The sequence below is a fragment of the Arthrobacter sp. Y3223065 genome, from assembly GCF_059090885.1.
Genome location: NZ_JBNHGC010000001.1, coordinates 656820 through 678402, shown reverse-complemented (window position 1 = coordinate 678402; position 21583 = coordinate 656820). Strand labels below are relative to the sequence as shown.

General features: G+C 66.9%; 18 protein-coding genes. 8 read left to right on the top strand and 10 right to left on the bottom strand.

What is annotated here, in order from left to right:
• The first annotated feature begins 4 nt into the window (after positions 1-4).
• The 4 genes from tatC (at position 5) to AC5RUK_RS03045 (ending at position 6669) form a co-directional block, all read left to right on the top strand.
• Entirely contained in the window at positions 5-865 is an 861-nt protein-coding gene (gene tatC / locus AC5RUK_RS03060) for a twin-arginine translocase subunit TatC (protein ID WP_493987209.1), read from the top strand.
• 65 nt (positions 866-930) lie between these two features.
• Positions 931-3750 carry a DEAD/DEAH box helicase gene (locus AC5RUK_RS03055; protein WP_494151338.1) on the top strand — a complete coding sequence of 940 codons (2820 nt, stop codon included), beginning with the start codon at positions 931-933 and terminating at the stop codon, positions 3748-3750.
• Between the two features lie 44 nt (positions 3751-3794).
• On the top strand, positions 3795-5429 hold the full coding sequence (locus tag AC5RUK_RS03050; protein ID WP_494151337.1) for an amidohydrolase: 1635 nt from the start codon (positions 3795-3797) through the stop codon (positions 5427-5429).
• 508 nt (positions 5430-5937) lie between these two features.
• On the top strand, positions 5938-6669 hold the full coding sequence (locus tag AC5RUK_RS03045) for a polyprenol monophosphomannose synthase (protein ID WP_493987206.1): 732 nt from the start codon (positions 5938-5940) through the stop codon (positions 6667-6669).
• Between the two features lie 96 nt (positions 6670-6765).
• On the opposite strand, the gene AC5RUK_RS03040 is transcribed toward AC5RUK_RS03045, so the two are convergent.
• The 3 genes from AC5RUK_RS03040 to AC5RUK_RS03030 form a co-directional block, all read right to left on the bottom strand.
• Positions 6766-7113, bottom strand: a complete 348-nt coding sequence (locus tag AC5RUK_RS03040) for an RNA polymerase-binding protein RbpA (protein ID WP_493987205.1) — start codon at positions 7111-7113, stop codon at positions 6766-6768.
• A gap of 272 nt (positions 7114-7385) precedes the next feature.
• On the bottom strand, positions 7386-8318 hold the full coding sequence (locus AC5RUK_RS03035; RefSeq protein WP_493987204.1) for an SPFH domain-containing protein: 933 nt from the start codon (positions 8316-8318) through the stop codon (positions 7386-7388).
• A 61-nt stretch (positions 8319-8379) separates the two neighbouring features.
• On the bottom strand, positions 8380-8853 hold the full coding sequence (locus AC5RUK_RS03030; RefSeq protein WP_493987203.1) for an NfeD family protein: 474 nt from the start codon (positions 8851-8853) through the stop codon (positions 8380-8382).
• 267 nt (positions 8854-9120) lie between these two features.
• On the opposite strand from AC5RUK_RS03030, the gene yczE reads away from it, so the two are divergent.
• Complete coding sequence (gene yczE, locus AC5RUK_RS03025; RefSeq protein WP_493987202.1) at positions 9121-9765, top strand: membrane protein YczE; 645 nt, start codon at positions 9121-9123, stop codon at positions 9763-9765.
• Here yczE and AC5RUK_RS03020 read toward each other — a convergent pair.
• Complete coding sequence (locus tag AC5RUK_RS03020; RefSeq protein ID WP_494151336.1) at positions 9762-10673, bottom strand: methyltransferase domain-containing protein; 912 nt, start codon at positions 10671-10673, stop codon at positions 9762-9764. The genes yczE and AC5RUK_RS03020 overlap by 4 nt on opposite strands.
• Before the next feature lie 74 nt (positions 10674-10747).
• Here AC5RUK_RS03020 and AC5RUK_RS03015 point away from each other — a divergent pair, with 74 nt between their 5' ends.
• Positions 10748-12820 carry a S9 family peptidase gene (locus AC5RUK_RS03015; RefSeq protein ID WP_494151335.1) on the top strand — a complete coding sequence of 691 codons (2073 nt, stop codon included), beginning with the start codon at positions 10748-10750 and terminating at the stop codon, positions 12818-12820.
• A gap of 12 nt (positions 12821-12832) precedes the next feature.
• Here AC5RUK_RS03015 and AC5RUK_RS03010 read toward each other — a convergent pair whose 3' ends face one another.
• Together AC5RUK_RS03010 and AC5RUK_RS03005 are read right to left on the bottom strand one after the other, a co-directional pair.
• Positions 12833-13465 (bottom strand): peptide deformylase, encoded by a 633-nt coding sequence (locus AC5RUK_RS03010; protein ID WP_494108957.1) that lies wholly within the window; start codon positions 13463-13465, stop codon positions 12833-12835.
• Positions 13466-13501: 36 nt separating this feature from the next.
• A complete protein-coding gene (locus tag AC5RUK_RS03005) occupies positions 13502-14404 on the bottom strand; it encodes a hypothetical protein (RefSeq protein WP_494151334.1) in 903 nt (300 codons plus the stop codon).
• 61 nt (positions 14405-14465) lie between these two features.
• Between AC5RUK_RS03005 and AC5RUK_RS03000 the strand changes: the two genes are divergently transcribed.
• Both AC5RUK_RS03000 and AC5RUK_RS02995 read left to right on the top strand, forming a co-directional pair.
• Positions 14466-15407 (top strand): 5'-3' exonuclease, encoded by a 942-nt coding sequence (locus tag AC5RUK_RS03000; protein WP_494151333.1) that lies wholly within the window; start codon positions 14466-14468, stop codon positions 15405-15407.
• Between the two features lie 183 nt (positions 15408-15590).
• On the top strand, positions 15591-17978 hold the full coding sequence (locus tag AC5RUK_RS02995) for an ATP-binding cassette domain-containing protein (protein WP_494151332.1): 2388 nt from the start codon (positions 15591-15593) through the stop codon (positions 17976-17978).
• A gap of 625 nt (positions 17979-18603) precedes the next feature.
• On the opposite strand, the gene AC5RUK_RS02990 is transcribed toward AC5RUK_RS02995, so the two are convergent.
• From AC5RUK_RS02990 to AC5RUK_RS02975, 4 genes are all read right to left on the bottom strand, one after another.
• Positions 18604-19152, bottom strand: coding sequence for a GNAT family N-acetyltransferase (locus AC5RUK_RS02990; protein WP_494108954.1), 549 nt, complete (start codon positions 19150-19152; stop codon positions 18604-18606).
• Between the two features lie 124 nt (positions 19153-19276).
• Complete coding sequence (locus tag AC5RUK_RS02985) at positions 19277-19702, bottom strand: GNAT family N-acetyltransferase (RefSeq protein WP_494108953.1); 426 nt, start codon at positions 19700-19702, stop codon at positions 19277-19279.
• A gap of 4 nt (positions 19703-19706) precedes the next feature.
• Positions 19707-20912, bottom strand: coding sequence for a cation:proton antiporter (locus tag AC5RUK_RS02980; protein ID WP_494108952.1), 1206 nt, complete (start codon positions 20910-20912; stop codon positions 19707-19709).
• A 2-nt stretch (positions 20913-20914) separates the two neighbouring features.
• Complete coding sequence (locus AC5RUK_RS02975) at positions 20915-21406, bottom strand: cation:proton antiporter regulatory subunit (RefSeq protein WP_493987192.1); 492 nt, start codon at positions 21404-21406, stop codon at positions 20915-20917.
• Positions 21407-21583 lie beyond the last annotated feature (177 nt).

Below are 21583 nucleotides of genomic sequence, written 5' to 3'. Positions count from 1 at the left end.
GGCCGTGGCCGGTAAAAAAGGCCGGAAGGCCAACCCTGAGGGGCGGATGCCGCTCAAGGCCCATCTGAAAGAACTCCGCAACCGGCTCATCGTTTCCGGCATTGCCGTCCTGCTCGGCGCAGTCGCCGGCTGGTTCCTGTACGACCCCGTGATGGTCGCGGTCCAGGCGCCGCTGATGGAAATCTCGGCGGAAGAGGGCCGGCGCGCCGAAATCAACTACGGCAGTGTCGGCTCGCCGTTCGACCTGAAGATCCAGGTCTCCATCTTCCTGGGGCTGCTGGTCAGCTCCCCGGTGTGGATCTACCAGGTGTGGGCGTTCATCACGCCCGGCCTGAAGAGCAAGGAACGCCGTTACACGCTCGGCTTCATGGTCGCCGCCGTGCCGCTGTTCCTGCTCGGAATCTACTTCGGCTGGATCGTGCTCCCGGAGATCGTCAAGGTCCTGACCATGTTCACGCCCGAAGGCGGCGTGAACCAGATCCTGGCCACCGACTACCTGACGTTCGTGATGCGGATGTTCCTCTCGCTCGGCATCGCATTCCTGCTCCCCGTGGTGCTGGTGGGACTGAATTTCGCCGGCCTGCTGTCCGGCCGCCGGGTGATCAAGAGCTGGCGGATCGTGGTGTTCGTGGTCTGCCTGGTGGCTGCGATGGCCGCCCCCGGCCCGGATGCCATGTCCATGTTCCTGCTGGCGGCCCCCTTGCTGGCGTTGTTCTTCGTGGCAACCGGCATCAGCCTGCTCAACGACAAGCGGCGGGAAAAGCGGCGCAAGGTCCGCGAAGCGGAAGTCGCCGCCGGCGTCGACCAGGCCACGCCGCTCGATCAGTTGAAGGCCGACGACGGAGAGCAGGACGGGGCCAGATAGGCCGCGGCCGGTCCGGGTCGGCGGCACCCATCGGGCGGCCGGGATTAAGCGGATAGGCTTTTGCTATGAGTTCCCCCTCCGAACGCTACCTGGCGGCCGCCGAACGGGTGGCCTTCTCCAAGACCCGGTTGTACTCGTTCAGCCAGACGCTCGGATTCGAACTCGACCCCTTCCAGCGCGAGGCGTGCGAGGCCTTGGAACGCGGCCGCGGCGTGCTGGTGGCGGCACCCACCGGCGCCGGCAAGACCGTCGTCGGCGAATTCGCGGTCTACATGGCCCTGCAGCGGGGACTGAAGGCGTTCTATACGACGCCGATCAAGGCCCTGAGCAACCAGAAGTACAACGAGCTGGTGGCCACCTATGGCCCCGAGCGAGTGGGACTGCTGACCGGCGACACCTCGGTCAACCCGCATGCGGACGTGGTGGTGATGACCACCGAGGTATTGCGGAACATGCTGTACGCCAATTCCGACACCCTGCTGGACCTGGCCTATGTGGTGATGGACGAAGTCCACTACCTGGCCGACCGGTTCCGCGGTGCCGTGTGGGAAGAGGTCATCATCCACCTGCCCGACGACGTGCAGCTGGTCTCGCTGTCTGCGACCGTCTCCAATGCGGAGGAATTCGGCGCCTGGCTCGATACCGTCCGCGGCGACACCGATGTGGTGGTGTCCGAGCACCGTCCCGTTCCGCTGTGGCAGCACGTCATGGTCGGCTCGGACCTGTTCGATCTTTTCGCCGGCGACGTCGCCTTCGATGAGACCGCGCAGGACTCCGGCACCGGCAGCAGCCGCGCCTACGAAGTGAACCCCGAACTGTTGAAGCTGGCGTCGGCCGAGCACCGGCTCAACCGCAGCGCCAATTGGGGCCGTCCGGGCGGCCGGCGCGGCCGGCGCGCACCCGAACCCCCGCGGCAGGCGCTGACCCGGATCCGGCGCGCCAGCCGGCCGCAGGTCATCGCCAAGCTCGACAGCGAGGGACTGCTGCCGGCCATCACGTTCATCTTCTCCCGCAACGGCTGCGATGCCGCCGTCAAACAGTGCCTGGAATCCGGGTTGCTGCTCACCACGGAGAAGGAACGCGCCGTCATCGTCCGCCGCGTGGACGAGGCCGTGCAGGACATCGCCGAAGAGGACCTGGACGTCCTGGGCTTCTGGACCTGGCGCGAAGGCCTGTCCCGCGGGTTTTCGGCCCACCACGCCGGCATGCTGCCCACGTTCAAGGAAGTGGTCGAAAAGCTCTTTGCCGACAACCTGGTCCGCGCCGTTTTCGCCACGGAGACGCTGGCGCTCGGCGTCAACATGCCGGCGCGGTCCGTGGTGCTGGAGAAGCTGGACAAGTTCAACGGCGAGGCACACGTCGACATCACGGCGGGGGAGTACACGCAGCTCACCGGTCGCGCGGGCAGGCGGGGCATCGACGTCGAAGGCCACGCCGTGGTGCTCTGGCAGCCCGGCACCGACCCGGGGGCCGTAGCGGGCCTGGCGTCGCGGCGGACGTATCCGCTGAACTCCAGTTTCCGGCCCACCTACAACATGAGCATCAACCTGATTGCGCAGTTCGGCCGCGGCCCGGCCCGCGAGATCCTGGAAACCTCGTTCGCCCAGTTCCAGGCCGACCGCTCCGTCGTGGGCCTGGCCAAGCAGGTGCGCAACCGGGAAGAATCGCTGGCCGGCTACGAGAAGGCCATGAGCTGCCACCTGGGCGACTTCAACGAATACGCGCGCCTGCGCCGGGACCTGAACGAGGTCGAGAAACGCGCCTCCCGCACCCAGTCCCGGCACCTCCGCTCGGCGGCGGCTTCCTCCCTGGACCGCCTGCGCCGCGGCGACATCATCGATATCTCGGCTGGCCGGAACCTCGGCTATGCCGTGGTGCTGGACCGGGACGAATCCGCCCGCGAGCCCCGCCCCACCGTGCTGACCCAGGAAAAGCACATCCGCCGCATCTCCGTTGACGACTTCCAGGGCCCGGTGGAGGTACTCTCCACCATCCGGATCCCCAAGACGTTCAATGCGCGCAGCCCCAAGGAACGCCGCGACCTGGCGTCCTCGCTGCGCAATGCCCTGCACGACAAGCGTCCGCCGCGGCGCGGGAGCGAGCACCGTGACTTCATCGTCCCCGGCGGGACACAGGCCGAGCGGCAGATCAACGACCTGCGCCGCAAGCTCAAGGCCCACCCCTGCCACGGCTGCAGCGACCGGGAAGACCATGCCCGCTGGGCCGAGCGCTGGTGGACCCTCCGCAAGGAAACCGACCAGCTGGTGACACAGATCCAGGGCCGCACCAACACCATAGCCAAGACCTTCGACCGGGTCTGCCAGGTGCTCGACAGCTATGGCTACCTGGAGACCGGCGGCGACGGTGTCGCCATCAGCCCCGCCGGAGAACGGCTCCGGCGGATCTACGGCGACCGCGACCTGCTGGTGGCGCTGTGCCTGGAGCAGGACGCCTTCGATGGGCTGACCGCCGCGGAACTGGCGGCCTTCGTGTCCTGCCTCGTGTATCAGGCCAAGCGGGAAGAAGCCGGCATCCGGCCCAAGATGCCCTCGTCCGCCATGGAAGCGTCGGTCATGGTCGCCGTCCGTGAGTGGTCGCAGCTGACCGATCTTGAGGAACAGCACCGGCTGCCGCTTACCGGCGAGCCGGAGCTGGGACTCGCCTGGCCGATGTACAAGTGGGCCAGCGGCCGGTCCCTGCAAACCGCGCTCAAGGGCACGGACCTCGCGGCCGGCGACTTTGTCCGGTGGGCCAAGCAGGTCATCGACCTGCTGGACCAGCTGATCAAAGTACCCGCCCTCGATCCACAGCTCGCGGCCCGCGGCAGGCAAGCCATTGGCTTGGTCCGCCGGGGCGTCGTCGCCTACGCGGCCGTTGCCGAATAGCCCGGCCCCGCGCACCAGCGCACCACCATGTTGAAAGGATTTCCATGAGCGACTCTGTCCTGCCCGCCGCCACGGGCCTCACGCTGTACCGCAATGGCAGCGTCTACAGCGCGGCGGACCCGTACGCCACGGCGATGCTCGTCGACGGCGGCACCGTGGCCTGGATCGGCTCGGAGCATGCCGCCACGTCCATCGCCGACAGCAGCATGCAGGTCGTCGACCTCGATGGACGCCTGGTGGCGCCCGGTTTCGTGGACTCGCACGCCCACGTGACGCAGACGGGGCTCGCGCTGTCCTCGCTCAACCTGACCGGCTGCGCATCGCTGGCGGAACTGCTCGACGCCGTTGCCGCCGCCTCACGGCAGGACGCCGGGCCCGTCGTCGGGCACGGCTGGGATGAAACCCGCTGGCCCGAGAACCGCGCTCCCTCCGCCGCCGAACTGGATCGCGCGACGGGCGGGGCGGATGTCTTGCTGACGCGGGTGGATGTCCATTCCGCGGCCGTCTCGGCTGCGCTGGCGTCCCGTCTGTCCCTCTCGGAGTTGCCGGGCTGGTCGGGCACCGGAACGGCCAGCGGGCCGGCCCTCGAACGGGTCCGGGCAGCGGTGCAGGCCCCTGCGGCCGGCCGGCGTGAAGACCTCCAGCGCCTGGCCCTGCAGCACGCAGCGTCCCGCGGTTACGTCGCCCTGGCGGAAATGGCCGCCCCGCAACTGGGGCCCGCCGAGGACCTGCTGGGGCTGCTGGCGCTCGGCGAGGCCGAGCCAGGACCCAGGATCCTGCCGTATTGGGGTGAGCTGATGACCTCCGCCGAACAGGTCAGGGAAACGGTGCACTTCTTCTCCGGACGCCTGCGGGGGCTGGCCGGGGACCTGACCATGGACGGGTCCATCGGATCGCATTCGGCGGCCATCAGCGCCGGCTATGCCGACCTCCCCGGGTCACACGGGATCCTCTATCTCGACACCGAGGCTGCCGCGCGGCACGTGGAAGTGACAGCGGAGCAGGGCATCCAGGCGGGCTTCCACGTGATTGGCGATGCAGGGCTGCTGCGGGCGCTCGACGCCCTGGACCTGGCCGCCGAACGGATCGGGCACGCCGCGGTGCGTTCGGCCCGCCCGCGCCTCGAACACGTGGAAATGGTGCCGGAGGGGGCGCTGGAGCGGCTGCTTCAACACGGGGTCACCGCCAGCATGCAGCCCCTCTTCGACGCTTATTGGGGAGGAGCGGAAGGAATGTACGCCACCCGGCTCGGCGCCGAGGCCGCACTCGCCATGAACGCAGTGGGAACATTGCAGACCGCGGGCGTTCCGGTCGCGATCGGCTCCGACTCCCCGGTTACGGAACAAAGCCCGTGGGCCGCCGTGAAAGCGTGCCTGGAGCACCATAACCGGTCTGAGCAAATCTCCGCCCGGGCGGCGTTCCTGGCGCACACCAGGGCCGGTTGGCGGGCCGCAGGGGAACGGAATCCCATGGAGGGCCAGTTGGCTCCGGGAACTCCCGCGACATTCGCCGTCTGGGACGCGGACGAACTCTCCATCCAGACCCCCGACTCGCGGGTGTCGGCCTGGAGCACCGATGCGCGTGCCGGAACCCCCATGCTGCCTTCCCTGGACAGCGACAGGTTGCCGGCGTGTGTCCGCACGGTGATGAATGGAATAACCATTTTCGATGCGTTCTGAGGCCCGCCCCGTCCGGGCGGGGGCCCAAAAATCTGAACGAATTGTTTGATTCCGGCAACTTTCGGCCGCCGGGAGCCCCGCTCTGACGTGCAGGTATGGACAAAACCGCAGGTCAGAGCGGTATTGACACATCCCACAGAGCCAGTAGGCTGAACTCTCAATGGGCCGGTATTTCTTCGCGGATTCCGGTCCGTGCCGGGGAGAGAGGCTGCGGGCGGCACCTGCCTGAGTGCAGTTGCGCCCGTTGTCCCTCGACGAACCGGCACTTTCCAGGGTAGGTCCGCACGTCAGTAGAAAACATGTCTGCGTTCCCCCACAGGTTTGCTTTCGTGGCCCGAAGGCGTGCGGACCTACCCTTCCTTTCACCTGAGGCCGCGCGGCAGGGTTTGCCCGCCGGCCGCCCGTTCAAACTCATGGCCTATACTGGACCGTCGATGCGGAAGCCCCCGGGGCATCTCCTGCACGAGGAAATCTGCGGTTTGCAGCACAACGTTCGAAAGGCCACTGAGTGCGGGTCGTCACCATCATCCCGACGTACAACGAGATTGAGTCCCTCCCGAAGACAGTAGCCCGCCTCCGCACCGCCGTACCCGGCTCGGACATCCTGGTGGTCGACGACAATTCCCCGGACGGCACCGGAACCTTGGCCGACCGAATGGCGGCCGACGACTCCGCCATCCACGTCCTCCACCGCGAGGGGAAAGCGGGTCTGGGCGCAGCCTACATCGCCGGCTTCCGCTGGGGGCTCGACGCCGGGTACGACGTCCTGGTGGAGATGGACGCCGATGGCTCCCACCAGCCTGAGGAACTGTCCCGGTTACTGGGCGCACTCAATGACGGCGCGGACATGGTCAAAGGCTCGCGCTGGATTCCCGGCGGTAAAGTGGTCAACTGGCCCCTCCACCGCAAGGGCATTTCCTTGGCCGGCAGCCTGTACTCCCGCCTCATGCTCGGCGTGGCCATCCGGGACATCACCGGCGGCTTTAACGCCTTCAAGGCCGGGACCCTGCGCACCATCGACCTGGACAGCGTGGAATCGGTCGGTTACTGCTTCCAGATCGACCTCACCTGGCAGACCCTGAAGGCAGGACTGGCGGTCCGCGAAGTGCCGATCACCTTCGTCGAACGCGAATACGGCGACTCGAAAATGAGCGGCGGCATCGTGCTGGAGTCCATCGCGCTGGTCACCAAGTGGGGGATCGCCGACAAGTGGCGGAAACTCCGCGCCCGGAAACCCTGACCGGCCCGACCGACCGCACAGAGACCCGACCGCACAAAGAGAGGGAGCGCACCCTGGCGGGTGCGCTCCCTCTCTTGACGGATGAACAGTCGGACTCTAGGCCGTGCGCCGTTCGCCGCGGCGTTCGCGCAGCTTGGTCAGGCGGTCCTCGAGGATCTGTTCGAGCTCCTCAACGCTGCGGCGTTCCAGCAGCATGTCCCAGTGGGTGCGCACCGGCTTGGCGTTCGGGTCGACGGGCCTTTCCCCGTTGACCAGAAGTGCTTCCTTGCCCGACTTGGAAACCCATACCGGGGGGATCTCTGCTTCTGCGGCAAAGGTCACGAACACCTGCTCGCCGTCCTCGCAACGGTATTCAACGCGCTGGCGCGGAGCCGGCTCGACACCGGATTCAGTCTCCATACTCTGCGCTCCGAGGCGCATACCCCGCAGGCTACGATCGCTCATGATCTCTCCCTCTTGTCTTGTGGCGGACCGGCGGATGGACCGCGTCCGCGATGGCTCGCTAACATTCTCAACGTCGGCGGTCGGCCGTCTGTTCCCGGCCGCGATGATAACGCCAATCCTGCCAGCGTCAAGGATGGTTGTAGGCGGCAACTTCCCGGCAAACCACCCATTATAGTCCGGGCCGCGGTTTCGGGTAAACCAAAGCCGGGAGCACGGAGCATCCCAAATGGGCGGACACTCCGGACTCCCGGCCCGTGCTTGCCGCTGCGGTCTTAGCCGCGGGGTTCGCCGACGGCAGTTGAGACCGGCGCGGTCTCGCTGTCCGGTGTAGCCGTCCCCAGCACGCTGCCAATGCTCTTGAGCGCTTCGCCGACCTCGCTGGGGATGATCCAGAGCTTGTTCGACTCGCCCTCGGCGATCTTGGGCAGCGTCTGCAGGTACTGGTAGGCCAGCAGCTTCTGCGTGGGGTTGCCCTTGTGGATGGCGTCGAACACCTTCTGGATTGCCTGGGCCTCGCCGTCCGCACGCAGGATCGCCGCCTTGGCGTCGCCTTCGGCCGCGAGGATGGCCGCCTGGCGCTGGCCTTCGGCGGTCAGGATTTGGGACTGTTTGGTGCCTTCGGCGGTCAGAATGGCCGCCCGGCGGTCACGCTCGGCCCGCATCTGCTTTTCCATCGAGTCCTGGATGGAATGGGGCGGATCGATCGCCTTGAGCTCCACGCGGGACACGCGGATGCCCCAGCGTCCGGTTGCTTCGTCCAGGACGCCGCGGAGCTGGCCGTTGATCTGGTCGCGTGAGGTCAGCGCCTCTTCCAGGTTCAGGCCGCCCACCACGTTGCGCAGCGTGGTGGTGGTCAATTGCTCGACCGCCTGGATGTAGTTGGCGATCTCATAGGTCGCGGCGCGGGCATCGGTCACCTGGAAGTAGACGACGGTGTCGATGGAGACCACCAGGTTGTCTTCGGTGATGACAGGCTGCGGCGGAAAGGACACGACCTGTTCGCGCAGATCCAGCAGCGGCAGCAACCGGTCCACGAAGGGGATCAGGATGGTCAACCCGGGGTTCAGCGTGCGCTGGTACTTGCCCAGCCGTTCCACGACGCCTGCCCGTGCCTGCGGGATGATCCGCACGGCGCGGACCAGCACGATCACGACGAAGATGATCAGGACCAGCAGCACGATCCAGATTCCGATATTGCTATCCATGGTTCCCCTCTAAGAGTGGTGTCGGTGGCTCACGGTGCCGGCGCGGTTCCCGGCCCGGGTCTTACTGGGCCGGCAGCGGCCCGTCTGCGCGCTGCGGGGTCACGACGGCGGTTGCACCCTCGATCCGGGCCACCGAAACGCGCTGGCCGGCCGGGATGGCCGACCCATCCGCCGACCGGGCGGACCAGGTGTCGCCGCCGATCTTCACCACGCCGGAATGGTCGGTGACGGATTCGAGGGTCATTGCCGATTCGCCGATCAGCCGGTCCACATTGGTGGCCAGGTCCCGCGGTCCGCTGCGGAGATGCCGCAGCGCTACCGGGCGGACGAAAAGCACCATCAGCAGCGCGACCACGCAGAAGATGACCACCTGCATCCAGAACGGCAGGCCGAGCAGTGCCCCGAACAGGGCCACGAGTGCACCGGAGGACATCATGATGAAGAACAGGTCCAGCGTCATCATTTCGACGATGGCCAGGATCAGGAACACGGCCAGCCAGAGTACCCAGCTGTTGGCGACGAGCCATTCGATCATCAGTACCCCCTGATGTTGGAGCAGCCGCCGTCTCCCGAGCCTGCCTCTTGCACGCATGCATCAAACCGCGGGCTGCTGGTGCCCTTAATACCTCCATCATGCCCGACGACGGCGCGTGGCGGAGTGAAATCCACCACTTCCGGGCGGTCGGGAGCGTTTCGTGGCCAAGTTGTGACCAGAAAGGCCCTTCGGCGGGCCGCTGGCCATTGCTGGATAGGATGATCCAGTGCTGAACACCGCGCCCTGCCGCGCCCCCCGGAACCGGCCATGCGAACCCTGCTGACCAGCGATCGGCTGTCCCTGCGGACGCTGCGGCTCTTTGCCGGCCTCTTCGCCTACGGGATCGCCATCGCGCTCATGGTCAGGGCCAATCTTGGCTCTGCGCCGTGGGATGTGCTGAGCCAGGGCATCGCCAGGGCCACGGGCATCAGCTTCGGCTGGGCCACGGTGGCGATCAGCGCGGCCGTGCTGCTGTTGTGGATCCCGCTGCGGCAAAAGCCGGGCGCTGGAACGATCGCGAACGCCATCCTCGTCGGCTTTTTCGCCGACTTCGGGCTGCTGCTCATTCCGCTCTGGGATCATCTGGCCGCGCAGGTTCTCTCGTTCGGTGCCGGCCTGGTCCTGCTGGCGGCGGCCAGCGCGTTGTATATCGGGGCAGGCCTCGGTCCCGGCCCCCGGGATGGCTTGATGACCGGCCTGCATGCGGCCACCGGTTGGCAGGTCTGGATCGTCCGCACCGGGATCGAAGCAGGTGCAACCCTGGCCGGGTGGCTGCTCGGCGGCGTCGTGGGTCTGGGCACGCTGGTGTTCGTCCTGGCCATCGGCCCCTTGATTCAGCTGTTCCTGAAGTGGATGTTCGTCGACCTGAATCCGGCCGTGCGCAAGCAAACGCCGGCCACCCCGCACGGCTAGCGGGCGGGGCGCACGGGCTCCCCGCCGCGGCCGCGGCGCCGGTACGTGGTCACGGTGAAACGCGCGGTGACCTGGAGCGGGCCCCCGGCATCCCCCACGGCCGCGCGCACGGCGTCGGCATCGGTGTGGTGGGCGTTGGGCCCCATCATGACCAGCCGCACGATGTCCTCCGTGCCCAACTGAAGCGACACCTGCAGCGGATCGGCCGCCAGCTCCTCGAATTCGTCGCCCAACGCCGCACCCAGCCGGTCCGCCTTGTCGGTTTCGACGGCCAGCAGCGGGACCACCTCGCGCAGCTCGTCCAGGTGCCCCGGCGCGGCGGTGGCGACCACCAGGTGTCCGTTCGGCTTCAGCACCCGGGCGAATTCGGCCGGGTTGCGGGGGGCAAAGACGTTGAGGATCAGGTCCACGGTCCCGGCCGCCAGCGGCAGCGGCTTCCAGAGGTCCCAGACCAGGCACAGGGCATCCGGCAGCATCCGGGCCGCGCGACGGAGGGCGAACTTGGACAGGTCCAGCGCCACGGCCCGCCCGCCGGCCAGTTGCTTCAGCACGGCTCCGAGATAGTATCCGGTGCCGGCGCCGGCATCCAGCACCACGGGACCCTGAGAGCCGGGGGAGCCGGGCTGGAGGGCGCGGGCCGTCCGGGACAGCTGCTCCGCCAAGGGGGCGTAGTGGCCGGCGCCCAGGAACGCATCCCGCGCGGAGACCATCTCGGCGCTGTCCGGAATGAACCGGGTGCCGCGCCCGGTGAGCATATTGACGTAACCCTGCCGGGCGCCGTCGTACTGGTGGCCCTCCGTGCAGCGGAGCCCCTCGGCCGGGGACTGCCCCGCGGCCACCAGGCCTTCCCCGCAGACCGGACAGAGCAGCAGCGGAATCAGGTCCAGGAAGTGCGGGGCGGAGGGCATGCTCCATCCTAGGCAGAGCAGCACCCAGCTCGGCCGATTGGCTCCGGCCTGCTGGTGAGACTAGGCTCACAGACGTGCGATCTGAAGACATTGCTTTATTTAATTCCGTGTCCGCCCCCACGCTCCACCCGGACGGCGGCCGCGCCGCAGTATCGGCAACGCATCCCGACTTCGCGTCGGACAGCTACGTGGGGCAATTGTGGGAAGTCCCGCTGGACGACGGCGGTGCCCCGCCACGCCGCCTCACGCGCGGTTTCAGGGACACCGAGCCTGCCTATTCGCCCGACGGACTCTCCTTGGCGTTCCTGCGGGCGGCCGGCCCGGGGGAACGGGCGCAGCTGATGGTGGTGGACAGCCGGGGCGGGGAGCCGGTCGCCGTCACCGACCAGAAACTGGGTGTTTCCTCCTTCGTCTGGTCCCCGGACGCACGCCGCCTGGTCTTCGCGGCCCGGGTCCCCGCCGAGGGGCGCTACGGCACGGTGGACGGCGTCGGCCCCGGTGCCGAGGACGCCCGGCTGGTCACCGGCTACAAGTACCGCCTGAACGGGATCGGCTACACCGGCGACAAGCGCGCCCAGCTGTTCGTGGTGGACGCACCGGATCTGCAGGCCGAACCGCCGGTCGCCCCGGTGGGCCGCGCCGCCCAGAAGGCGGGCGGCGACGCCGAAGCCGCCTTTTCTGCCGTGCCCGAAGCGAGCCGGCTGACGTTCGCGGACGCCGACCACGACAGCCCGGCTTTCAGCCCGGACGGCCGCACGCTCTACTTCACGGCCGCCCTCCACGAGGGAGCCGACGAGGACCTGCGCCGGGATGTGTACGCGCTGGAGCCCGACGCCGTCGCCGGCAGCCCGCGGTTGATGTCCAACCTTTCGGGCCCGCTCCTGGCCGCCGCCTCGCCGCAACCCAGCGCCGACGGCAGCTGGCTGTTCTACCTGGGCGGCCTGATCGGCGGCGGGAGGGACTTCGTCGCCCAAAATACCGCGCTGTACGCGGCTCCGGTCTCCGCCCCCCACGAGGCGCGCCGCCTGACCGATCCGGAGGCGATGGACCTGGCCGACGGCACGCTGGCGACCGCCGGTCCGGATGCGGTGCTGGCCCTGAACCGGCACCGCGGCGCCGCGCAACTGGTGGAGGTCTCGGCAACCGGCAGCATGACGGTCCTGGTCGACGGTCCGCTGAACGCAGCGGCGGCCGCCCGGGCGGCGGGTCGCACCGTTCTCAGTTTCTCCGACGCGTCGACCGCCGGCGACCTGGGGCTCGTGGCCGGCGGCGGACTGACCCGCCTGACGGACTTCTCCGCGGCGCTGCGGGACTCCGGCATCATCCAGCCGCGGGAAGAGACCTTCGCTTCGGCGGACGGGTACCCGGTGCACGGCTGGGTGCTGCTGCCCGAGGGCCAGGGGCCGCATCCCGTGCTGCTGAACATCCACGGCGGGCCGTTCGCGCAGTACGGCTGGGAGCTATTCGACGAGGCACAGGTCTATGCCAAGGCCGGCTACGCCGTCGTCATGTGCAACCCGCGGGGTTCCGCCGGCTACGGGCAGGCCCACGGCCGCGCCGTCAAGGGCGCGATGGGAACCCTCGCCATGGCCGATGTCCTGGCGTTCCTGAAGGGTGCCATCGACAAATACCCCCAGCTGGACGGTGAGCGGCAGGGCATCATGGGCGGATCCTACGGCGGCTACCTGACCGCCTGGACGGTGTCCCGGGACCACCGGTTCACGGCGGCGATCGTGGAGCGGGGCTACCTGGATCCGCCGTCGTTCGTCGGCTCCTCGGACATCGGCTGGTTCTTCTCCGACGAATACACCGGCACGGATCCGGAGCAGGTCCGCGGCCAGAACCCGTTCGCCCAGCTGGATTCCGTTCGCACGCCGGTATTCGTCATCCACTCCGAAGACGACCTGCGCTGCCCGCTGGAACAGGCCCAGCGCTACTACGTGGGCCTCAAGCAGCGCGGCGTCCCCACGCAATTGCTGATCTTCCCCGGGGAGAACCATGAGCTGTCCCGCACCGGCACGCCGTGGCACCGGAAGCAGCGCTTCGACGAGATCCTGCGCTGGTGGGCGGCGCACCTTCCCACGGCACGGAACAACGACGGCGAACCCGCCGCAGCGGCAGAAGCGGACACCGCAGCCCGGGCGTAGTCCGGGTGCCGGCTAAAAGGCCAGGCCGGCGCGTGCCCGGTCAATTGTCGGCTGCGCCCAGTACCGGGTGTACTCGTCATTGCCGCACAGGGACCGGGGATGCATCTTGTCCACATAGATCGTGCCGGAGAGGTGGTCGGTTTCGTGCTGCACGATTCTGGCCTGCCAGCCCGAGAACGTCTCGCGTGCCCGGCCGCCATCGGGCCGTTCGAAGTCGAGGTCGACGCTGCGGGGACGCTCCACCACCGCCTGGTAGCCCGCGAAGGACAGGCACCCCTCATAGAACGCGGCTGTCTCGTCGCCGCGGGCACGGTAGGACGGATTGATGATGGCGAAGTAGGGGAGCGGGGCTCGTTCCCGGGTTGCGGCCACCTCGGGCGCCGCTTCGAATGTATCCTCGAGGACCGCTATGCGCAGCGGGATGCCGATCTGCGGCGCCGCCAGTCCGACTCCGGGCGCCGCGTGCATGGTCCGGCGCAGGAGCGCCAGCAGGGCGTTCAGCTCCGTGTGGTCCAATTGCCCGTCGAACGTCGCGGCGGGCTGCCTCAGCACGGGCTCGCCCACCTGCAGGATCGGGGCCGGGCCGCCGGAGGCGGCCAGCGAATGGACCAGATCGCGCAGGTGTTCTGCAGAGTAGTCGGTCACAGCTGCCAGTGTAGGGCGCGGGCCGGTCCGGCGCCGCTAGCCGCTCCGGTCCGCGGAGGAGCAGGCTTCGGTGATAAACCGGTACACCTTCCGCATGAAATCCTGTCCGCCGTCCAGCCGGAGTACGCCGTGTCCGCCGGCGGTCCTGATGGTCACCGGTATCTTGGTGCCCACCTTGTCTTCGGCCAGGGCATGGGGATCGCAGCGGGTCGGCACGACATGCAGGGCCAGCCGCGACGCCGGGTCCGTTCCGGCCACGTGGATGTTCCTGGGCCACGGGTGCTCGGCGTCTTCGCTGAGCAAGGTGGTGGTCCCGAAGGACTCGATCACCAGCGACCCATTCCGGCCGGACGGCTGGACATCAATGTCGACGACGGCCGCGTTGTTCCCGGCCAGTACCTCCAGCCCTGCATTGACCCGCAGCTCGGCCACAGAAGCCGCCGCCTGCGCCAGGCAGTCCCCGGAGTAGTTGCGGGCGAGCACACCGTGCGGATCGGCGGCGGGGACGTCCACCGTGCCGGGCGCGGGCCCCTCGCCGTCCAGGGTCACCGTGATCCGATGCGCCGCAGCCTCCGGGGAGCTCCCGTCCGAACACCGGGCCGCCGGCAATTCCGCCGGCAGGCTCACCGTTGCACCGGCAGCAATCCTGGTCCCGCCGGTGCGCGTCGGCTTCCAGTCCGCGGCGCCGTCGTAAAGGGGTGAATGCAGCGCCGCGGACGTGACCAGCAGGGGCTCCTCGGAGGTGTTGGTGATCATGAGGTTGACCACCCGGTCCGTGTAGTGCGCACGGCTCTGGTCCACGGCGGCAGAGACCGATTCCCGGGCGCTCGGGGAGGCGGGGGAGAGGCTCCCGGGAGCGTCCGAACATGCGGACAGCAGGGCTGCCGACACCAGCAGCAGCACCGAGCCGCTGCGGTACCGCAGGGGACCGGGAGCCATGCCACTAAGGTAGTACCAACTTCAGTGGACGTGATCCTCACCGGCAGCGAAAGGGCAACTTGTGGCCGAACGACTGATGCTCCTCGACACCGCGTCGCTGTACTTTCGGGCCTTCCACGCCCTGCCGGACACGATCAAAGCCGAGGACGGCACGCCCGTGAACGCCGTCCGCGGGCTGCTCGACATCATGGCCCGGCTGATCACCGACTACCGTCCGACCCGGCTGGTGGCCTGCTGGGACAACGACTGGCGCCCTGCCTGGCGGGTGGACCTGCTTCCCACCTACAAGAGTCACCGTGTGGCCAGGCTGGTTCCGGACGGCCCAGATATCGAGGAGACCCCACCGGGCCTGGTGGCCCAACTGCCCCTGATCCGCCAGGTGCTCGACGCGCTCAATGTCACCGTCATCGGAGCGGACCACCATGAGGCCGACGACGTCATCGGCAGTCTCGCGGCCCAGGCCGCCGTGCCGGTGGACATCGTCACGGGGGACCGGGACCTGTTCCAGTTGGTGGACGACGACCGCGGGGTGCGGGTGATCTACACGGCACGGGGCATGAGCAACCTCGAGGTCATGAACGACGTGGCGGTGGTGCGTAAGTACAGCGTGCTGCCCAGCCAGTACGCGGACTTCGCCACCTTGCGCGGCGACACGTCCGATGGCTTGCCCGGAGTTGCCGGCATCGGCGACAAGACGGCGGCCGGGCTGCTGAAGGATTACGGCAGCCTCGACGGGATTGTTGCCGCGGCAGCAGATCCGACGGCTTCCATGGCGGCACGTATGCGGGCGAAGATCACGGAGGCCGCCGGTTACCTCAGCGTCGCGCCGGCCGTTGTCGGCGTCGTCCGCGATCTGGATCTCGGGGTATTCGATGCCACCCTCGGGCCGCTGGACACCGAACAGGCAGAGCGGGTCGAACAGCTCGCGACGGACTTGAACCTGGGCGGACCGTCCCGCCGCATCCTGCAAGCGCTCGAGTCGGCTGGCGAGGCGGCGGAGTGACCGCCGGCCGTCCGTGGCCAACAACTTCCAGCGCGGGTTTTGGGCCAGTCCATTAAGGTAAATACGTAATCGATGCCGCGGCGGGGCGAGGGGCGCCCGCAGGGCAGGCACCCCGACGCCGATCGGACGGTCTTCCGGCAGGGTTGGGCGGTGCCGGCGAGGAACCCAAGAGATGGAGACACCATGAGCACGGCCACAACGGGGGACCTGCAGCCCGCGTCGCTGCATTCCGCGGACAGCCATGACCTGATCCGGGTACAGGGCGCGCGGGTGAACAACCTCAGGGACGTCAATGTCGAGATCCCGAAACGACGGCTCACGGTGTTTACCGGGGTCTCGGGATCGGGCAAGAGTTCGCTCGTGTTCGGCACCATCGCCGCAGAGTCGCAGCGCCTGATCAACGAGACCTACAGCGCGTTCGTCCAGGGCTTCATGCCGACATTGGCCCGTCCCGAGGTTGACTTCCTCGCGGGCCTGACGACCGCCATTATCGTGGACCAGGAGCGGATGGGCGCCAATCCGCGCTCCACCGTCGGCACGGCCACCGACGCCAACGCCATGCTGCGGATCCTCTTCAGCAGGCTGGGCGACCCGTACATCGGGTCGCCCAACGCCTTTTCCTTTAACGTCCCGTCGGTGAAGGCCAGCGGGGCCATCACGGTAGAGCGTGGCGGCAAGACCAAGGCGGAGAAAGCGACCTTCAACCGCCTCGGCGGAATGTGCCCGCGTTGCGAGGGCATGGGCTCGGTCAGCGATTTCGACCTGTCCGCGCTCTACGACGACACGAAGTCGCTCTCCGAAGGCGCGCTGACGGTGCCCGGCTACAGCATGGACGGTTGGTACGGCCGCATCTTCAGCGGCGCCGGCCTGCCCATGGAGAAGCCGATTGCGAAGTTCACGAAGAAGGAGCTCCACCAGCTGCTCTATTCGGAACCGACCAAGATCAAGGTGGAGGGGATCAACCTCACCTATGAGGGCTTGATTCCCAAGATCCAGAAGTCGATGCTCTCCAAGGACCGGGAGGCGATGCAGCCGCACATCCGGGCCTTCGTGGACCGGGCAATCACCTTCGCCACCTGTCCCGAGTGCAACGGGACCCGGCTGGCCCAGGAGGCGCTCTCGTCGAAAATCCGCGGCAAGAACATCGCAGACCTTTGCCAGATGCAGATCAGCGACCTGGCCGACTGGATCCGCGGTCTGGACGAGCCGTCGGTCGCCCCGCTGCTCACCGGCCTGCAGCACCTGCTCGACTCGTTTGCGGAGATCGGGTTGGGTTACCTGTCGCTCGACCGGCCGGCGGGGACGCTGTCCGGGGGAGAGGCGCAGCGCACCAAGATGATCCGCCACCTGGGCTCATCGCTCACCGACGTCACCTATGTCTTTGACGAACCCACCATCGGCTTGCACCCCCATGACATCGAGCGGATGAACCAGCTGCTGCTCCAGTTGCGGGACAAGGGCAACACGGTGCTGGTGGTCGAGCACAAGCCCGAGACGATCGCGATTGCCGACCACGTCGTGGATCTCGGGCCGGGCGCCGGCACGACAGGCGGGACGATCTGCTTCGAAGGCAGCGTGGAAGAACTACGGGGGAGCGACACCACCACCGGCCGCCACTTCGACGACCGGGCGTCCCTCAAGGAGTCGGTCCGCCCGTTCACCGGTGCCTTGGAGGTCCGGGGCGCCTCGACGCATAACCTGCAGGACGTGGACGTCGACGTCCCGCTCGGAGTGCTTGCGGTGATCACCGGCGTCGCCGGCTCCGGCAAGAGCTCGCTGATTAACGGCTCGGTCGCCCGCCGCCCCGGGGTCGTGGTGATAGACCAAGGCGCGATCAAAGGGTCCCGGCGCAGCAATCCGGCCACCTACACCGGATTGCTCGAACCGATCCGCAAGGCATTCGCCAAGGCAAACGGCGTCAAACCGGCTCTTTTCAGCTCCAATTCCGAGGGCGCGTGTCCCGTCTGCAACGGTGCCGGCGTCATCTATACGGAGCTGGGCATCATGGAGACCGTCGAGTCCACCTGCGAGGAATGCGAGGGAAAGCGGTTCCAGGCGGCGGTGCTGGAATACAGGCTCGGCGGCCGGAACATCGCCGAGGTGCTGGCCATGCCGGTCAACGAGGCCGAGGAGTTCCTCGGCACCGGCGACGCGCGCACACCCGCCGCCCACAAGATCCTGGAGCGGCTCGCCGACGTGGGACTCGGCTACATGACGCTCGGCCAACCGCTCACCACGCTGTCCGGCGGCGAGCGGCAACGACTCAAGCTGGCGACCCAAATGGGCGAAAAGGGCGACATCTACGTGCTCGACGAGCCAACGACGGGACTGCACCTGGCCGACGTCGAGCAGCTGCTCGGCCTGCTGGACCGCCTCGTTGACTCCGGCAAGTCGGTCATCGTGATCGAGCATCACCAGGCAGTCATGGCGCATGCCGACTGGATCATCGACATCGGCCCCGGAGCCGGGCACGCCGGCGGCCGCATCGTCTTCGAGGGGACGCCGGCCGAGCTCGTCGCCGATCGTTCCACGCTGACGGGCAAGCACCTCGCGGCGTACGTCGGGGCCTGAGCGGACGTTTCCGCCGGTGTCCGAATCCGGCGGCAACGGGCGGGTGCAGAGTTATGTCAACCTACGCCGCTTACGGGGCCCGCGATCATAGGGGCATGGTTGCGGCTGCAACGGTTCCTCCAGCCTTCAGCCCGCCGCCCCTGAGTGTGTCTCCGAACGGACTGCTGGCTGCCTGCACCCAGCCGACGTGCCGCGTTGAGCCTCTGAGTCAGTCTGCAAACGGATCCGGCAACGGATCAGCCGCACGCAGGTAACCAGCCAATGAGATTCACCAGGGAGGCTGCGCATGTTGCCGAAGACAGCTTGGTGCAGTGCGCAGCCGACGACCCGAGTGGACTCCGCTGCGGCAGGACCAGAACAGTCTCAAATCGGCCCCCGCTCGAGCCATTTCGTAACGCCGATAATCCACATTATGTCAAGTAGAACAGAGATTGCCCCCTTCCCACATGCGCACAGGCAGCAGTTCCGGCAGCCTGTTCTTGCCCCGCTCGTGGCCGAAATGCTCGGCTATAGCTACCAAGTCACACAGAAGCACGCTGGAACAGCGGCGGAACCCTGGTGAAAATATCCGCTGAGAACGCAGCTACTAGGCCCATGACGCCCGGCAAAGTCAATGAAACTCTACCTACCAAGGCAAGCCGCGCAGATCAATAATCCCTTTGGGCCAGGCCTCTACCGGCTTGGTTCCCGCACAGATTAAGGTCGGGCCACCGCTCTCCATCACACTCATGGCATCGCGCGGCGAAACATCTCGAATGCGAGATTCAATGAGCGTGAAGCGGCATGACTGATAGAAGGCCACGACTTCTTCGCGGCATCCGAGCAAACCGAAGTCGGCAGGGGCCAAACCACGCATGGCTTCTTGCAGCGCGAAAATAACCTTGCGCCCGACACCTTGGCCACGGGAAGCTGCACTCGTCAGGACACCGCCCACGCCTGCGACGACAACCTCATCATTGCCCACGCCTACAAAGCGGCGTGCTGACGCAGCATATCCAACGAGTTCGCCACCGGCACGCGCAAGGCAGTGCAACTCGCCTCTGGCATAACCGTAGCCGTGCTTCGCATTCCAGGAACCCCAGTCTTCCGCGTATTCACTGTCAAAGAGAACGGCGATTTCTCCGTAGTCACAGGCGGAGAGTTCAGTAGTCCACCGAAGTTCAACGGAAGTCATCTGCCCACACTAACAATCGCCCACCACCAGACCTGCCGACTGATGCCAGAGACTCAGCACCTTCATACGCATTGATTAGTCCTCCCCTGTCCAAGGTTCCCGGGGCCTTCCCGGACGGATGCGCTTAGCGGAACTGAGCGAAGACACGAACCGGGCCTGCTTCAAAATCTGATCCCTCGGTCAGTCCCATGGATTGGTAGAAGGCGCGTTGCCGAGGTTCATCATCGGTGATGAGTACCGTTTGCCGAACGTGCTGGTACCGCTCCCTCACGTGATCAAAAAGGGCGCGTCCGACGCCGGTTCCCTGAAACGCCGGGTGCACCAGGATGTCTTGCACATAACAAATTGTCGCATCGTCCGAAACGGCCCGAGCGAGGCCTATTAGCTGGCCGGGTTGAGTCCGAGCCGCTGCTACGAAGGACGAGTTCCTTATCGCACGATAGAGCAGGTCCGGGTTGTTGGTATAGGCCGCCCAACCAACAGACTCATAGAGCGAAAGCAGTTCGGCATCGGATACTGGCAGGGCGGTCGATATCGTGAAAGCAGCCACTGACCTAGTGTTGCACTGGGCCTTCACCTCGCGGTTCGGGACCCGCCTTCGGCAGGTTCTTACCGTTCGCTGGAGGCATCCAAGAATCACTGAAGCGGGCGAGGAGAGGACCGGCGACCGCCAGTATCATCACATATGCTGCAGCGATGGGCCCCACCACGGTGTAGCCTGCCGCAACCGCCAAACCGGCAATGACGACAGAAAACTCACCGCGGGTGACCAGAGCGGCCCCCGCCCGGAGGCGTCCACGCTGCCGCACTCCTTCTTTTCCTGCTGCCCACCAGCCTGTACCCAGTTTCGTAGCAGCGGTCACGACGGACAACAGCAGGGCTGCAGGCAGGATGGGCCACATGTCCGCAGGATCGATGGCCAGGCCAAAGGTCACGAAGAAGATGGCTGCAAAAAGATCGCGCAGCGGGCTCAAAACGCTCCGGGCACGGTCGGCAAAGTGCTGGGGAATGGCTATACCCACCAGGAAGGCGCCCACTGCTGCGCTGGCGCCCATACCTTCGGCCACCCCGGCAACGGCCAATGTAATGCCCAGGAGGCGCAACATGACCTGTTCATTCTGGGGATGAGACAGCAGACGTCCCATCCGGTACCCGGCTTTACGTGCCGCGACCAGGGCGAGCGTCACAGCGCTCGCGGCCAGGGCAACTCCCCCGGCTGCTTGCCAGGCTCCGCCGCCCGCAAGGACGACAACCAAGATTGGAAGGAACAACGCCATGGCGATGTCTTCCAGGACCAGTATCGAAAGCACCGCCGGCGTCTCCCGATTTCCCAAACGGCCCAGGTCGTCCAGCAACCGGGCGATGATGCCTGACGAGGATATCCAGGTGACTCCCCCAAGTGCCAAAGCCGCCTGCCACGGCAGCTGCAGCACCAGTCCCAGCAGGAACCCGGGTACCGCGTTCAGCAGGAAATCGATCAAACCCGAGACACGATGCCGCTTGAGGCTGTACACCAGCTCTGCCGCGGAGAATTCGAGTCCCAACAGGAGCAGCAAAAGGACGACGCCGATCTCCCCCGCGGTTTCCACAAAGGGCCCCGCTGCATGCACCGGCAGCAGCCCGTCCTCGCCGAACGGCAACCCGGAAAGGAGGTAAAACGGGACCGGTGAAAGGCCAAGCCTGTGTGCTAGAAGCCCGAGCCCGGATAGGACGGTGAACAGCACTCCCAGTTCGATCAGGAGGAGCGACAGGTGTGTCACGTTCAGGTGGCGGTCGGCGCATTGATGAGAGCTTCGAGTGCGGCAAGCCCATCGGCCGACCCCAGGGCTATCAGGTCGTCGTCGGCCAGGAGTTGCTCTTGTGGGGTGGGGCCAGTGATCACCCGCTCCCCGCGGATGATCGCCACGATGGAGCACCCCGTCCGGCTGCGGGCCTTGCTCTCACCCAGCGGCCGGCCCGCGTACCGTGAGTTGGGCCGAACTGTGAAGCGGCTGGTTTCCAGTCCCGGGACCTCCCTGGAAAGATCCGCAAAGCGCTGCATGATCCGGGGCGCGCCCAGAAGCTCGGCCAGCTGTAAGGCTTCTTCCGGTTCCAGTTGGAGCTTGCTCACTGCCCGGTCCGGATCGTCCTCGTCAAAGGTGAGGATGTCGGCCCCGCCATTCCGATCTATCACCAGGGAGAAATTGACGTTGGTCCTCGTCTTAAGGTCATATCGCATGCCGACGCCGGGGAGCATGGTTTCGACAATCTCCACAGGACGCTCCTAGGTTGGAGGCCGATATAAGCCGACACAACGGCACAGACCCCGGAGCTGCAAAGCGGCCTTGCCGAGGATCAGGCCGAGAGGTTCTGATCGGTTGCGGGCCCGGGTACGCAATCGTCCCCGTGACGGCAACGGTATCCCGTTTTGCATCCCGGCGGGACCCCTGAA

What these genes read in the sequence shown, in the direction of transcription:
- AC5RUK_RS03055 (WP_494151338.1), top strand. Translation starts at nt 931, where the DNA reads ATGAGTTCCCCCTCCGAACGCTACCTGGCGGCCGCCGAACGGGTGGCC.
- AC5RUK_RS03050 (WP_494151337.1), top strand. Translation starts at nt 3,795, where the DNA reads ATGAGCGACTCTGTCCTGCCCGCCGCCACGGGCCTCACGCTGTACCGC.
- AC5RUK_RS03040 (WP_493987205.1), bottom strand. Translation starts at nt 7,113, where the DNA reads ATGAGCGATCGTAGCCTGCGGGGTATGCGCCTCGGAGCGCAGAGTATG.
- AC5RUK_RS03035 (WP_493987204.1), bottom strand. Translation starts at nt 8,318, where the DNA reads ATGGATAGCAATATCGGAATCTGGATCGTGCTGCTGGTCCTGATCATC.
- AC5RUK_RS03030 (WP_493987203.1), bottom strand. Translation starts at nt 8,853, where the DNA reads ATGATCGAATGGCTCGTCGCCAACAGCTGGGTACTCTGGCTGGCCGTG.
- yczE (WP_493987202.1), top strand. Translation starts at nt 9,121, where the DNA reads ATGCGAACCCTGCTGACCAGCGATCGGCTGTCCCTGCGGACGCTGCGG.
- AC5RUK_RS03020 (WP_494151336.1), bottom strand. Translation starts at nt 10,673, where the DNA reads ATGCCCTCCGCCCCGCACTTCCTGGACCTGATTCCGCTGCTGCTCTGT.
- AC5RUK_RS03005 (WP_494151334.1), bottom strand. Translation starts at nt 14,404, where the DNA reads ATGGCTCCCGGTCCCCTGCGGTACCGCAGCGGCTCGGTGCTGCTGCTG.
- AC5RUK_RS02995 (WP_494151332.1), top strand. Translation starts at nt 15,591, where the DNA reads ATGAGCACGGCCACAACGGGGGACCTGCAGCCCGCGTCGCTGCATTCC.
- AC5RUK_RS02990 (WP_494108954.1), bottom strand. Translation starts at nt 19,152, where the DNA reads ATGACTTCCGTTGAACTTCGGTGGACTACTGAACTCTCCGCCTGTGAC.